Source organism: Noviherbaspirillum sp., assembly GCF_035627455.1.
Taxonomy (GTDB): domain Bacteria; phylum Pseudomonadota; class Gammaproteobacteria; order Burkholderiales; family Burkholderiaceae_D; genus Noviherbaspirillum.
The window spans coordinates 25,216-37,339 of record NZ_DASPLS010000086.1 but is presented as its reverse complement, the minus strand read 5'-3'; the positions used below and the strand labels follow the sequence as shown (position 1 = coordinate 37,339).

The following is a 12,124-nucleotide window of genomic DNA, read 5'->3' as shown; positions in this document are numbered from 1 at the left end:
CGGCCGCGCGCGCCCATGCCCTCACATCACTGCCCCACCTCGGGAAACAGCAGGTCGCCGGCGCCCGCGCCGCCATTGCCGCGGCCCTCCGAAGCGCCGCTGCTGTTATCGGGGCGGGCGCCGGTTGCCGGATCGCGCCCCAGCCCGCTCAGGAAACGGCCGAGCTCGTCGCCCGGCATCGTCGAAACCGCATCCTCGCTGCCGCGCGCATGCCGGCCGCGCTCCACAGTGCGCGTCCCGTCGGGACCGATCAGCACCTCGCTGTCGTCGCGCGTGATCACGCCATAGCCTGAGGGCACGGTGGTCGCAGCGTCCTCGGGAGTCTTCACGATCAGCGGCGGCGGCCGCTTCGGCTGCGGGAACTTCGCCTTGACATCGATCAGCTTGGACTTCAGCGTGCCGCGGAAGAAGTCGCCGACCAGCAGGATCGCGTTATGCCCGCCCTGGCCCCAGTGGTCGCTGCGCATCGTCACGCGTGAGTCGTTGAAGCCGACCCAGGCGCCGGCAACCAGCCGCGGATGCATCAGGATGAACCAGCCGTCGGTGTTGTTCTGCGTGGTGCCGGTCTTGCCCGCGATGTCGGCCGCGATGTTGAAGCGGTTGCGCACCTCGGTGCCGGTGCCGCGCCGGACGACGCCGCGCATCATGTCGATCAGCTCGACTGCGGTCTCTTCCGACATCACGCGCTGCGGCGCGGCGTCGAACTCCGCCAGCACATTCCCCTCGCGGTCGGTGATCTTCGTGATGAATACCGGCTTGCGGTATTCACCGACCTTGGCGATGGTGGAATAGGCGCTCACCATTTCCAGCAGCGTCACCGGGCTGGTGCCGAGCGACAGCGAAGGCACCGGGTCGAGCCGGCTCTGCTTGACGCCGACCGCGCGCGCAAGGTCGATCACCTGGGGCAGGCCGACGTCCTGCATCACCTGCGCGGTGATGGTGTTCTTCGAAAAGATCAGGCCCTCGCGCATGGTCATCATGCGGCCGCTGAAGCCGGACATGTCGGTCGGCCGCCACACGCTGCCGTCGGCGGCGCGGATTTCGACCTGGCCGTCGGGATAGGTGCGGTCGGGGCCGAGGCCCTGTTCCAATGCCGCGCCGTAGACGATGGGCTTGAAGGTGGAGCCGGGCTGGCGTTCCGCCTGGCCGACATGGTCGAACTGGTCGCGCTCGAAATTGCGGCTGCCGACCCAGGCTTTCACTTCGCCGGTAGTCGGGTCCATCGCCACGAAGCCCGCTTCCAGCCGCGTCTTGCTGTCGCGCAGGCGTTGCATGAAGGCGTCGTCGGCCTTCAGCTTGGCCAGCGTGGCTTTGTCCGAGCGCCCGGCGGCGATTGCCCTGCGGTATTCCGGCGTTTCGCGCACGAAGGCATCGAGCAGGTCGGCGCGCGCACTCCAGAAATAGCGGAACGGCTCCACCTTCTTGCGCAATGCCGCATAGGCGGACGGGGTATGCGATGCCACCTTTTCGGTGCTGCGTCCCCATTCGACGTCGGCGATGGTCTGCAGCACCTCGGACTGCCGTTCCACCGCGGCGGCGGCAGCTTCCTGCAGCCGGTCGTCGAGCGTGCTGTGCACGACCAGTCCGTCGGTGTAGAGGTTGTAGTCGTTCGCATCGGCCCATTCCACCAGCTGCCGCCGCACGTATGCGGCGAAATGCGGCGCGATATGACCAAGCGGATCGGGCTGGCGGGTCAGCGTGACCTGCAGCGGCTGCTCGCGCAGCGCGCGGAACACCTCATCGTTCAGCATGCCGTACTTCACCATCTGGCCGAGCACTACATTGCGCCGCTTGCGCGCGCGGTCCGGATTCTGCACCGGGTTGTAATAGCTGGTGCCCTTGAGCATGCCGACCAGCGTGGCGCTCTCGAGCAGGTCGAGGTCGGCGGCGGACTTGTCGTAATAGGTGCGCGCGGCCATCTCGATACCGATTACGTTGTAGAGGAAAGGCACGCTGTTGAGGTAGGTTTCAAGGATCTGGTCCTTGGTGTAGGCCTTTTCGATCTTCAGCGCGGTGATGATCTCGCGCAGCTTGCGGTCGACGGTGCGCGCCCGGCCTATCTCCTCGGGAAACATGTTGCGCACCAGCTGCTGGGTAATGGTGGAGCCGCCCTGCGCATCGCCGCGCAGCGTGCGGTAGATCGCCGACGCGGTGCGGGTGAGGTCGATGCCGCGATGGTCGTAGAAGCGGTGGTCCTCGGTGGCGATCAGCGCCCGGATCACGTGCGGCGAGATGCGGTCCAGCGTCACCTGTTCCTGCTGGCCGCGCGCGAAGGTCGCCAGCAGCGTGCCCCCGGCCGACAGCAGCACGCTCGGCTGCGCGGCGCGCGCTTCGAGCATGTCTTCCGCGTCCGGCGTGTCCGGCTCGATCTTTGACAGGTAGGAGGCCGCGTAGAACACGCCGCCGAGCAACAGTACCGTCGACAGCACGAAGCAATACAGCAGGAAGCGCACGAACGGGTGAATGCGGGCTGGTGCGCCGGCAGCATCGCGGGTATCCGGTTTGGTTTTCTTCGGGTTTTTGTTGTGCACTGTCTTACCCTTTTCTGTTTCGCCACAAGTTGGACAAGAAGGCAAGGGTTTGGTTTTGCACCGCCGGCATGCGAGGAGTCACCTTGCCTTGCGGTAGCGCGCGCCGCGCGCACGAACCATCGCTTGGGCGATATCAGAATGGGGCCGCGCCGGAGTGTTTAAATCGGTATCAAGCGGCTATGCTGCGGTATCGACTTTCGCAATGCGCCGCGATGGCCCTGATCCTGTCCTGTTATTTCCTCGACGAACCGCTCGACGATGACGAGCTGCAATTCGTACGGCAGACGCTGATCGGCCCTTGGGCAAGGTTTCGCACCGGCGCGTCCGGGCTGGTGCAGAAACGCGTGCCTTCCGTGCTGCCGCTGCCGGATGCCGATGGCATCTTTGCGCAGAGCAAGGAGCAACGGGCCGGGCGCATCTGTGCCAACCTGCGCCACGCCGGCATTCATGCCGATGCGGGCAGGCAGGTGATCTGGGTCATGCCGCGCGACCCCGAGTGGGACGCCATTTTCCAGTTCGCGATCCGTGAGGAAACCGGCTATGCGCCGTATGTCGCGCAGCGCTGGTTCGAGGAAAACGGACTGCTGGTGCGAGGCCGGGTCAGGGTGGTCGATACCAACATGCTGCTGCGCGGCTTGTGACCAAGACTGCAGACAAGGAGTGCGCAATGACGACCAAGGTAAAAGCGGTTCCCGACGGCTACCATACGCTGACGCCCTACCTGACGGTACGCAACGCGACGGCGGCGCTGGACTTCTACAAGCAGGCGTTCGGCGCCGACGAAACCTTCCGTATCGCGAGCCCGAACGGCAAGATCGGCCATGCCGAGATCCGCGTCGGCGACTCGGCAATCATGCTCAGCGACGAATTTCCCGAGATGGGCGCGCAGAGCCCGGAAGCGATCGGCGGATCGCCGGTGATGCTGCACCTGTATGTGGAAAACGTCGACGCGCTGGTCGAGCGCGCCGTCCACGCCGGCGCCAGGCTGGAGCGGCCGGTCGCCGACCAGTTCTACGGCGACCGCGGCGGCATGATTACCGATCCCTTCGGCCACAAGTGGTGGATTGCCACCCATGTGGAAGACGTGCCGCCGGAGGAGCTGGAACGGCGTTCCAAGGCGGCCTTCGGCGGTTGATACGGCAGCGCGGCGCGTCCCCGGAAACACGCGGCGCGTTGCGACCCGCGTGACTGCCGGATCCCGCCCGCTCGCGGGCGCATTCCTTTGCCGGGGCGGCAAGCTGCGCGTTCGCCGGATCGGTCGGTGCCCGGCTGCACTATTCCTCAAGCAATATTGAACTCCGGCAAATCTTCCCGGACTAACGCTCTTTCGGCGGACCGCTGCGCGGTCGGACAATTATCCCCGGGAGGACAAACCATGAAAACTCGACACATTTTCGCTGCGCTATTGCTCGCTTGCGGCCTTGCCCAGCACGCCTTCGGCCAGGAGCCGAAGCTGTCGGAAACACAACAGGAAGCGCAGCAGGCGCCTGCAATGCAGGACGCCATGCAGCACGACGGCGCCGAGGAAAAGGCCGCGCCGGCTGCCGCGCCATCCGTGCCTGCCGCAGTCCAGCCCGAGAAGCAGAGCGTACCGGAGGCGCCCGCGGCCTTGGTGCCGCGCGCCGATTCCTCCCTGCTCGACGTGAAAATCACCGATGTCCTGATCGCGCTGTTCACCGGCCTGCTGGTGCTGCTCGGTTGGACGCTGGCGCGCCGCACGGGCGAAGCGACCGCCGCGGCAAGAGACAGTGCGGCCGTCGCCGAAAAGAGTGCGCGCGCGGCCGAAGAGGCGCTTGTCGCCGGCCAGCGCGCATTCATGTTCATCCGCGAAATCAAGACCATCCTGCACCAGGACCCGGAGACCGGGAAATACCACTGGACCATCCATCCGGTCTGGGCCAACAGCGGCAATACGCCGACCCGCGGGCTGTCGATTCATACCAGCTACCGCCTGCTCGATGCGCCGCTGACGAAGGATGACGGCTTCCACGATTCGCATGGCGAACGGATGCCGACCGTGGCTGGACCGCGCAGCATGGTCGAGGCGTCGCCGGGCACGATCAGCAGCGACGACCTGGAAGCGGTCCAGAACGGAACGAAATTTTTCTATATCTGGGGCTGGGCGGAATACCACGATATCTTCGAAGGCACGAAAAAGCGGCTCACGCGCTTCTGCAACCAGCTGGTACAGGTGGACGGCGATCCCGCCGCGCCGGCGAACGAGCACAATCCGGTGCAGATGATGTTCGCCTTCCACGCCGAAAACAACTACGCTGACTGAGCCTGACCGGCCAGCCGGCGGCCCTGGCATGCTCCGTGCAGTTTTGCCCGCGCCACGACAATGCATGGCGTGCGTTTCATCGGTTTTTGTCAATGAATGAGCGACGCAGCGCGCTAGTGCGTTGCCTGCGACTGGAAGCGGCTGTAGCGCTCCATCACCATCGGCACATACTTGATGGTTTCCGCATAGGGCGGAATCTGCCTGCCGTGGCGGATCACCGCGTTTTCGCCGGCGTTATACGCGGCCACTGCGAGGCGCACATTGCCGTTGAACAGCGCGAGCAGGTCGCGCAGGTAGCGGGCGCCGACATCAAGGTTCTGTTCCGGCGAATACAGGTCGAAACGGCCGTAGCGGGCGGCGGTCGCCGGCATTACCTGCATCAGGCCGACGGCGCCCTTGGGCGAGCGCGCCTGCGCGTTGAAGCCGGATTCGACTTCGATGATCGCCTTGAGCAGCGCCGGCTGGATGCCGTGGGCGGCGGCGGCACGCTGCAGCAGCGGTTCCAGCGCGCTGCGCCGGGCCGACAGCTGCGGCAGCGAGACCGGGCCGGTGCCGGCGCGCGGCCAGAGATAGGTGCCGTCGAAGCTCGCGTACAGCTGCGAACTGCGGTTGAGCGGGCGGTCGGAAAAGGTGGGTCTGCCGGAGGCGTCGTAGGAGCGGTAGATCCGGGTCTCCTGCGCATGCGCGGCAGCCGCGTATAGCATCATCGCCAACAAGATCCGCCGTGCGGCGGTGCTGCCTCCCATAATGGAGTTCATTGTTTCCTCCCTGCTGAAGGGTACGATACGCGCGCCGGTTATTTCCGGCAAGCATCAGCCGCGGAGAAAGCAACAATTCATCATTGCAACGGGCCTGGAAAGGAGTTCAGCTTGACGACGACAGTTCACAACGGACAGGAAAAGCGCGTGGCGCGCCTGGCGTGCGCGGCCTGGCTCGCGCTATGGTGCGTCGGCGCTGCGGCCGCGCCGCAGGCGGACGCCGATGCGCGTTATCGCAGCGAGCGCGCGGCATGCGCGCAGATCGAGGAGGGCGAAAGCCGCGCGAACTGCCTGCGCGACGCGGCAGCGGCACACAATGCAGCGCAGCGCGGAGAACTCGATGAGGAGCAAGCCGCTTACGCAAAGAACGCACTGGCGCGCTGCGATGCGTTGCCACCGGCGGACCAGGACAGTTGCCGGCGCCGGACGCGCGGAGAAGGCGAAACGCATGGCAGCGTCGGTTCCGGCGGCGTGCTGCGCGAATACCGCGAGCTGACGCTGCCATCAGTGACGAATCCGTGATGCGGCCGGGTCTTTCCGCCGGGCTGCTTGAGAAATCGTAAATAACGAGGGAATTCGGGTCCGCACAATCTTGTCTATCTCTCATCGCGGAGGAAGACATGATGCTGGATTTGCTGCAGCGCCTGCCCGTCAACCAGGACGTGGACGCCGAATTCTCTTACTGGAAAGCGCAGTTTCTGCTCGCAGCCGGACTTGCGCTCGCCTTTACCGCCGCCGGCGGCGCACTGATCGCATTCTGGCCCGAGGGCAGCGGCAGTGCCGCGGTGCGCGCTTTCGTGCGCGAGATGTGGACGCTGTTCATCGAGCTCGCATTCTGGCTTGGCTTTGTCGTCGGCCTGCTATGGGCCGCCGCCAAGCGCATCGGCGCCAGTATGGCCGGCACGCTGCCGTGGCAGCCGGCGCAGCGCCTGTCGCCACGGGTATCGGCGGCCCGGCTGCTCGGCCAGACGGCCTGCTGCCTGGCTTTCGGCGGCGTCCTCCTGTGGTTCACGCAACAACTGGCGCGTTTCGGCGATGCGGCAGTGGCGGCATGGCTGCACGGGTTGTCGCCGCTGACCCAGGGCTGTTTCGCCGCCGCCGTGGTATTGACGGTGATGGCGCTTGCGCTGCGTCCGCAGTCGGGGCGCTGACGAACGCTTACTACGCCACGTCGCGCAGGTCCGCCACCGGGAGCTGCCCGAAACCGTCACCGAGCAGGTAGTCGACCAGGCGCCGCGCGCACACCGCCGGATCGGCGAGGCTGCCGTCCCGCTTCAACGCATCGAAGCGCTCGCGCAGCGGAAACTGTTGCAGCGACGTCGCGCGGATTTCCGCCTGCATGTCGGTGTCGATCACGCCCGGCGCCAGGCTGCAGATGCGTATCCCCGGCGCCGCATCGAGCGCCACCGCCCGCGCGTGATGGTCAAGCGCCGCCTTGGTCGCACAGTACACGCTCCAGCCGGGATAGGCATTGCGTCCGGCGCCGCTGGACACATGCAGGATGCGCCGTTCCGCGGGCGCGGCGTCGGCGGCGACGGCCGCCGCCAGCATCAGCGGCGCTGTCACGTTCAACGCGATCGCGCGCGCGATCGCGGCCGGCTCCTGCAGCGGCAGCGGTCCCACCGGCTGCACGACGCCGGCGTTGTTGATCAACAAAACGGTCTTGCTGCCGGAAACGAAATGCCGCAGACATCCGCCGGCGAGCCATTGTTCTACCGTCGCCGCTTCGGCCAGGTCGAGCTCTTCCTGCCGCAGCGCGGGGCCGAAGCGCTCGGCAAGCGCGGCGTTGCGATGGCGCGCAATCGCGAGCACGGGGATGCCGCGCGCGAGCAGGTCTTGTGCGATGGCGGCGCCAAGGCCGCGCGAGTGTCCGCTCAGGATCGCTTTCATTGTTGGTATCCGGCAGGGGGCAAGCGCCCATTATCCGTGATTTCCGCGCTATTTCCCGCGGCGGTCCTGCTGGCGGCGTTCCACCATGTCCCAGCCGATTTCCTGCCGGATCTGCTCCGGGCCATGCAGCGGTGAACGTGCATTCTGGCGGCGCTCGACCTGGCGGCGTTCCATGTATTCGCGCACCTTTTCCTTCGCTTGATCGGGCTGGTTCGGGGATGGCATGGCGGTCGTCGGTACTGTCAGTCTCTACAGGTTAGGAACCAGGTTACGGAGCGGCTTGATGCGGCACAAACGCAACCGCGGCGTCAAGCGCACGGACGCGCCGGCGCTCATGCCTCGCCCGGCACCGGATACTCCTGCGGCGTGGTGTCCGGAATGATTTCCGGTCCCTGCGGTGTTCCCGGGTCATAGGTGTCCGGGGGCAGCGCCGGCACTTCCGGCTGCGGACGCGACGGCTCGATTTCCGGGCCGGGCCAGGTGACCGGTGGAACCTCGGGTGGCGTGTGCGCCGGATTCTGGTCGGGGGGTGTCTGTATCATCTCAGCTCCTACATCGGCAACCGTTCCTGCATGCCGGACGTGCCCATCTGTCCGACATGCATACCCGAACCGTGGACCATGCGGCGGCAGCTTTCCATGCAGCTGCGGCAGGCTTGCACGCATTCGTCCATGTCGCCGGTGCGTTCGCAGCTGTCCGCGCATGCCTGGCAGACCTCCGCGCATGCGGCGCAAGTGACCGTGTGCAGCGGCGAATTCGAGAGCATGAATTCGGCGCTGGTGCGACAGATGCCGGCGCAGTTCATCATCAGGCGGAAATGCTCGGGCTCGGTGTGCGGTCCGCCTGCCTCGAGGCAATGGTTCATCGCCATCTGCAGACAGGTGCGGTAACAGTGGAGGCATTCGTCGACGCATTGCTGCATCGCCGGGTGCATGGATGCGGATTGCATGATTTACTCCTTCGTCTGAAAAATGTCGCAGGCGGAGCAACGTCCAGTGCACCGGAACGCCAGCCCGACGCTTGGACATCGGACGCTGCAACATCCATTCCAGCCGGCCGCGACATCAGGGGTTGATCGATGCCGGCCGCCACTCCTGGATACGCTCGAAGCGGCAGGGCTCGGGCGGTTCCGTATCGGGGAAGTAAAACACCCAGTCTTCCCTGCTCCACCAGACTTCGCGCTGCGAACCGTCCTGCAGGACGGCAATGCAGCGTTCATGGTCGTACAGATGCGATAACGCGCTGTCGGCTCGCATTTTTTCCTCCTTTCCGTGCGCCGCCGCGCCTGCAGCGGCGCTCCATGCGCAACTTGTTCCGCAACTTGTGCTCTGACACCGTAAGCGCGCGCTGCCGCGCGACATGGACAAACGCATCAGCCGCAACAAGGACGGAGATTCATCATGGCAAGGATTCAGCAATCGATAGAAATCGGTGTTCCGGCGCACATCGCGTATAACCAGCTCACGCAGTTCGAAGACTATCCGCGCTTCATGCACGATATTGAAAACGTGCATCAGCTCGACGACACCCACCTGCACTGGTCTGCGCGCATGGCTTACCAGCAGATGGAGTGGGACTCGGAAATCACCGAGCAAATTCCCGATCAATGCATCGCGTGGCGCAATGCCGGCGGGCCGATCGACGCCGGCAAGGTCGAGGTGCAGCCGGTCGGGCAGGACAAGGCGCGCGTGACGCTGACGATGGAATGCGACCCGGACCGGCTGCCGGCGCAGGCGGGCAACGTGCAGGATGTGCTGGCGCGGCAGATCGGCGACGATCTGGCGCGCTTCAAGGAATTCATCGAAACGCGCGGCAGCGAAACCGGGGCGTGGCGCGGCGAGGTGCACGACGCGCAGACCGGCGGCGACGGTGGCGAGGGCGGCGAGGGCATCGGCAAGACGATAGGCCAGACCGCCCAGGAGCGGCGTGACGCGGCGGCGTCGGCGCAGCCGCTGCAGGCGGACGAGACGATGCAGTCGGCGCCGTCGATGTCGCAGTCGGCCGACGACGACAGCGAGGACGGCCGCTATTCTGTCGCGGAAGAACAGAACTTCGACCAGCAGTCCGATCAGGCGCGGCGCGTCGGGCAGATGCCGCTGGACTTCGGGCCGGAAGAAGCGCGCGCCGGCGAAGCGATGGCGAAGTCGATGAAGCAGGGCAAGCGCGGCAAGAAAGGCGGCGGCGACCTGGAGCAATCGATCGAGCGCGCGGTGCCGCCTTCGGAATGACGGTCGGCGGCGTGCGTTCCGGGCCATGGAGCAGGTAAGCAAGTAGAATCGCTGCTTCCCCCGCTTTCGTCCTGCCGCGCCATGATCATCGCCACCCACTCCGGAAAATTTCACGCCGACGACGTGTTTGCCGTCAGCGTGCTTGACATCGTCTTTCCCGGCTGCGAGCTGATCCGTACCCGTGATCCGGCCCGGCTCGCGCAGGCGGACTTCAATGTCGATGTCGGCGGCATGTGGGATCCGGCGACGGGACGTTTCGACCACCATCAAAAGGGCTTTGCAGCGGCGAGGCTGTCGGGTGTGGTGTATGCGAGCGCGGGGCTGGCATGGAAGACGCACGGCGCGCAGTGTGTCGCCGCGCTGGCCGCGCGCGACCTGCGGCACGCGCTGTCGGACGATGAAGCGCGCCAGATCGCGTATGCGATCGATGCCGACCTGGTGCAATACCTCGACATGTCCGATACCGGCGCGGCGAAGAATGCACCCGGCGGCTACGGCTTGTCGGCGGTAATCTCGGGATTCAACATCACCTGGCTGGAGGAACAGCTGGCGGGCAGCGCGGCGGCGGCCGAGTCGCTGCGGCTGCAACGCTTCCGGCGCGCGGTGGAATTCATGCAGGAAGTGCTGGCCAACCAGGTGAAATACCGGGTGGGCAGCCTGCTTGCGCTGGCGCAGGTGCGCGGTGCGCGCGTGCTCGAGGATGGCCGCGTGCTGGTGCTGGAAAACGCCGCGCTGCCGTGGACGCATGTGGTGCGCAACGAGATGCCGAAGGTGTTGTTCGTGATCGCCTACAGCATCGCCGACGACCGCTACATGCTGAGCACCGTGCCTGCCGCCGCCGACAGCTTCGCGGCGCGCGCCGACTTGCCTGCGGCGTGGGCCGGACTGCAGGGCGACGCACTGGCGGCGGTGACCGGCGTTGCCGACGCCGTGTTCTGCCACAATAACCTGTTCGTCGCCGCCGCCCGCTCGTTCGAGGGCGCGCTGAAGCTCGCGCGGCAGGCCCTGTATCACGCCATCGCGTAGCGCATCCCGCGCTTTCCGTCAGCGGCGCGGCAGGCGCAGCGGATCGAGCAAGCCCTTCAGGTTGTTGTGGTCGAGCTCGTACATCAGCGCCAGCAGCCGGCCCAACTCTCCCGGCGGAAATCCTTCCCGCGCGAACCAGCCCAGGTAATGTCCCGGCAGGTCCGCCAGCAGCCGGCCCTTGTATTTACCGAAGGGCATGGTGCGCGACACCAGCAATTCCAGCAGCTGCGGATCGAGCGGCTGCACGGCTTACTCGTCCATGTCGCCGGTTTCGTCGTCGGCCAGCGCGGAATCGTCGAAGTAGCGTTCCACCAGCGCGAAGAAGCGCTCATAGAACTGCTTGTTGGAGATGGTTTCGCTCGCCACCCGCACCAGCGAGTCGTCGCTGCTGCCGAACGGCAGCGACAAGGAGCCGACGCCACCCACGCCGAGGCTTGCCGAGTTGCTGCTCTTCTTCAGCGAATACCGGTCGCGCACCGCGTTCGCAAACGCGGTGGTGCTATTGCTGCCTTTGCTGTCGGGTGCGCAGACAACGTGGAATTCGATCTGCACGTGCACATCCGCGCCCGGCTGGAAGTTCTTGCGGCCGCGCACGGTGGACGCGTTCGCTTCCTGGATCACGTAGCCCTGGCTGAGCAGCGCGCGCCGCGCGGCTTCACAGGTCGCCTTGTCGTTGCCCGGAAAACTGTGCGCAAAGGTATCGGTTGACGCAAAGTCTTCCTGCACAGTGACCTTGGTCGCGCTCGAGCAGGCGGCGAGGAACAGGGCCGCAGGCAGCCACGGCAGCAGGCGGAGCATGGAAGCTGGAATCTTGCGCATTGATGGCGTCTCCCGACAGAACATGACAACGACCGGGTGCGTGCACCCCTCGGGCGACAGTTTATCGCGAGATTCGCGTCCAGAAAAAAGCCCCGCGGCACGATGGCTGGCGGGGCGAATCCTTCCTTAGGAGGGAGGAGGAGACAACAGGTGTTCTTACACCGCGCTGAAGTCGTTTGCCGGCTTCAGTCCGCGCAGAACCGGGTAACCGTGGCGTGCCGTCACGCGCTGCGACACGTCGGCGATATCGGCGAACGCAAGGCCGCCGGTGGACGATGTACGCGCAGCCGGCGCCGAAGTTGCGGCGCTCAGCCTGGAGACCAGGGGGCCGACCACATACGCAACCGGAAACGCGATCGGCCAGGCGGTCAGCCAGCTTTCGATCCAGCGTCCGTCGATACCGCTCCACATCAGGTGCATCACGCCGGTGATTACGAAGGTCATCACGCCGCTCGACAGCAGCGCAGGCAGCATCGAGGCGAGGCTGCGCGAGCGTCGAACACGCTGCACCAGGAAAGTCAGCGGTGCCGGGCCGGAGCGATAAGCTAAAGTGGTCATGTTTGGTTCGCGATCGCGGGATTAGTTCACGTT

General features: G+C 65.8%; 17 protein-coding genes. 7 read left to right on the top strand and 10 right to left on the bottom strand.

What is annotated here, in order from left to right; translation table 11 throughout:
- Positions 1 to 26 precede the first annotated feature (26 nt).
- Entirely contained in the window at positions 27 to 2,531 is a 2,505-nt protein-coding gene (locus VEC01_RS16730; protein WP_324902043.1) for a PBP1A family penicillin-binding protein, read from the bottom strand.
- 212 nt (positions 2,532 to 2,743) lie between these two features.
- Between VEC01_RS16730 and VEC01_RS16725 the strand changes: the two genes are divergently transcribed.
- The 3 genes from VEC01_RS16725 to VEC01_RS16715 all read left to right on the top strand — a co-directional run bounded on the left by VEC01_RS16725 (position 2,744) and on the right by VEC01_RS16715 (position 4,812).
- Positions 2,744 to 3,172 carry a hypothetical protein gene (locus tag VEC01_RS16725; protein ID WP_324902042.1) on the top strand — a complete coding sequence of 143 codons (429 nt, stop codon included), beginning with the start codon at positions 2,744 to 2,746 and terminating at the stop codon, positions 3,170 to 3,172.
- A 26-nt stretch (positions 3,173 to 3,198) separates the two neighbouring features.
- Complete coding sequence (locus tag VEC01_RS16720; protein WP_324902041.1) at positions 3,199 to 3,666, top strand: VOC family protein; 468 nt, start codon at positions 3,199 to 3,201, stop codon at positions 3,664 to 3,666.
- A 240-nt stretch (positions 3,667 to 3,906) separates the two neighbouring features.
- A complete protein-coding gene (locus VEC01_RS16715; RefSeq protein ID WP_324902040.1) occupies positions 3,907 to 4,812 on the top strand; it encodes a hypothetical protein in 906 nt (301 codons plus the stop codon).
- Between the two features lie 113 nt (positions 4,813 to 4,925).
- On the opposite strand, the gene VEC01_RS16710 is transcribed toward VEC01_RS16715, so the two are convergent.
- On the bottom strand, positions 4,926 to 5,519 hold the full coding sequence (locus tag VEC01_RS16710) for a lytic transglycosylase domain-containing protein (RefSeq protein WP_324902039.1): 594 nt from the start codon (positions 5,517 to 5,519) through the stop codon (positions 4,926 to 4,928).
- Positions 5,520 to 5,681: 162 nt separating this feature from the next.
- On the opposite strand from VEC01_RS16710, the gene VEC01_RS16705 reads away from it, so the two are divergent.
- Both VEC01_RS16705 and VEC01_RS16700 read left to right on the top strand, forming a co-directional pair.
- Entirely contained in the window at positions 5,682 to 6,092 is a 411-nt protein-coding gene (locus tag VEC01_RS16705) for a hypothetical protein (RefSeq protein WP_324902038.1), read from the top strand.
- A 98-nt stretch (positions 6,093 to 6,190) separates the two neighbouring features.
- Positions 6,191 to 6,721, top strand: a complete 531-nt coding sequence (locus VEC01_RS16700) for a hypothetical protein (RefSeq protein ID WP_324902037.1) — start codon at positions 6,191 to 6,193, stop codon at positions 6,719 to 6,721.
- Between the two features lie 10 nt (positions 6,722 to 6,731).
- Here the strand turns inward: VEC01_RS16700 and VEC01_RS16695 are convergent, their stop codons facing one another.
- The 5 genes from VEC01_RS16695 to VEC01_RS16675 all read right to left on the bottom strand — a co-directional run bounded on the left by VEC01_RS16695 (position 6,732) and on the right by VEC01_RS16675 (position 8,716).
- Positions 6,732 to 7,460 (bottom strand): SDR family oxidoreductase, encoded by a 729-nt coding sequence (locus VEC01_RS16695; protein WP_324902036.1) that lies wholly within the window; start codon positions 7,458 to 7,460, stop codon positions 6,732 to 6,734.
- A 48-nt stretch (positions 7,461 to 7,508) separates the two neighbouring features.
- Positions 7,509 to 7,685: a hypothetical protein gene (locus VEC01_RS16690; protein WP_324902035.1), complete on the bottom strand. Its 177-nt coding sequence runs from the start codon at positions 7,683 to 7,685 to the stop codon at positions 7,509 to 7,511.
- A gap of 107 nt (positions 7,686 to 7,792) precedes the next feature.
- Positions 7,793 to 8,002, bottom strand: a complete 210-nt coding sequence (locus VEC01_RS16685) for a hypothetical protein (RefSeq protein WP_324902034.1) — start codon at positions 8,000 to 8,002, stop codon at positions 7,793 to 7,795.
- 8 nt (positions 8,003 to 8,010) lie between these two features.
- Positions 8,011 to 8,409 (bottom strand): four-helix bundle copper-binding protein, encoded by a 399-nt coding sequence (locus VEC01_RS16680; protein WP_324902033.1) that lies wholly within the window; start codon positions 8,407 to 8,409, stop codon positions 8,011 to 8,013.
- Between the two features lie 115 nt (positions 8,410 to 8,524).
- Positions 8,525 to 8,716, bottom strand: a complete 192-nt coding sequence (locus VEC01_RS16675) for a hypothetical protein (protein ID WP_324902032.1) — start codon at positions 8,714 to 8,716, stop codon at positions 8,525 to 8,527.
- A gap of 144 nt (positions 8,717 to 8,860) precedes the next feature.
- On the opposite strand from VEC01_RS16675, the gene VEC01_RS16670 reads away from it, so the two are divergent.
- Positions 8,861 to 9,688: an SRPBCC family protein gene (locus tag VEC01_RS16670; protein WP_324902031.1), complete on the top strand. Its 828-nt coding sequence runs from the start codon at positions 8,861 to 8,863 to the stop codon at positions 9,686 to 9,688.
- A gap of 81 nt (positions 9,689 to 9,769) precedes the next feature.
- Complete coding sequence (locus tag VEC01_RS16665) at positions 9,770 to 10,714, top strand: MYG1 family protein (protein ID WP_324902030.1); 945 nt, start codon at positions 9,770 to 9,772, stop codon at positions 10,712 to 10,714.
- A gap of 18 nt (positions 10,715 to 10,732) precedes the next feature.
- Here the strand turns inward: VEC01_RS16665 and VEC01_RS16660 are convergent, their stop codons facing one another.
- From VEC01_RS16660 to VEC01_RS16650, 3 genes are all read right to left on the bottom strand, one after another.
- The gene (locus VEC01_RS16660; protein ID WP_324902029.1) at positions 10,733 to 10,960 is read right to left on the bottom strand and encodes a DUF3820 family protein; all 228 of its coding nucleotides are present in this window, start codon (positions 10,958 to 10,960) and stop codon (positions 10,733 to 10,735) included.
- Between the two features lie 3 nt (positions 10,961 to 10,963).
- A complete protein-coding gene (locus tag VEC01_RS16655) occupies positions 10,964 to 11,533 on the bottom strand; it encodes a DUF2242 domain-containing protein (protein WP_324902028.1) in 570 nt (189 codons plus the stop codon).
- Between the two features lie 156 nt (positions 11,534 to 11,689).
- Positions 11,690 to 12,091, bottom strand: a complete 402-nt coding sequence (locus tag VEC01_RS16650; protein ID WP_324902027.1) for a DUF2798 domain-containing protein — start codon at positions 12,089 to 12,091, stop codon at positions 11,690 to 11,692.
- Positions 12,092 to 12,124 lie beyond the last annotated feature (33 nt).

Bases quoted from the DNA above. Each gene is read 5' to 3' on its own strand.
- VEC01_RS16725 (WP_324902042.1), top strand. From the start codon at position 2,744: ATGGCCCTGATCCTGTCCTGTTATTTCCTCGACGAACCGCTCGACGAT.
- VEC01_RS16720 (WP_324902041.1), top strand. From the start codon at position 3,199: ATGACGACCAAGGTAAAAGCGGTTCCCGACGGCTACCATACGCTGACG.
- VEC01_RS16715 (WP_324902040.1), top strand. From the start codon at position 3,907: ATGAAAACTCGACACATTTTCGCTGCGCTATTGCTCGCTTGCGGCCTT.
- VEC01_RS16710 (WP_324902039.1), bottom strand. From the start codon at position 5,519: ATGATGCTATACGCGGCTGCCGCGCATGCGCAGGAGACCCGGATCTAC.
- VEC01_RS16700 (WP_324902037.1), top strand. From the start codon at position 6,191: ATGATGCTGGATTTGCTGCAGCGCCTGCCCGTCAACCAGGACGTGGAC.
- VEC01_RS16695 (WP_324902036.1), bottom strand. From the start codon at position 7,460: ATGAAAGCGATCCTGAGCGGACACTCGCGCGGCCTTGGCGCCGCCATC.
- VEC01_RS16690 (WP_324902035.1), bottom strand. From the start codon at position 7,685: ATGCCATCCCCGAACCAGCCCGATCAAGCGAAGGAAAAGGTGCGCGAA.
- VEC01_RS16685 (WP_324902034.1), bottom strand. From the start codon at position 8,002: ATGATACAGACACCCCCCGACCAGAATCCGGCGCACACGCCACCCGAG.
- VEC01_RS16680 (WP_324902033.1), bottom strand. From the start codon at position 8,409: ATGCAATCCGCATCCATGCACCCGGCGATGCAGCAATGCGTCGACGAA.
- VEC01_RS16675 (WP_324902032.1), bottom strand. From the start codon at position 8,716: ATGCGAGCCGACAGCGCGTTATCGCATCTGTACGACCATGAACGCTGC.
- VEC01_RS16670 (WP_324902031.1), top strand. From the start codon at position 8,861: ATGGCAAGGATTCAGCAATCGATAGAAATCGGTGTTCCGGCGCACATC.
- VEC01_RS16665 (WP_324902030.1), top strand. From the start codon at position 9,770: ATGATCATCGCCACCCACTCCGGAAAATTTCACGCCGACGACGTGTTT.
- VEC01_RS16655 (WP_324902028.1), bottom strand. From the start codon at position 11,533: ATGCGCAAGATTCCAGCTTCCATGCTCCGCCTGCTGCCGTGGCTGCCT.
- VEC01_RS16650 (WP_324902027.1), bottom strand. From the start codon at position 12,091: ATGACCACTTTAGCTTATCGCTCCGGCCCGGCACCGCTGACTTTCCTG.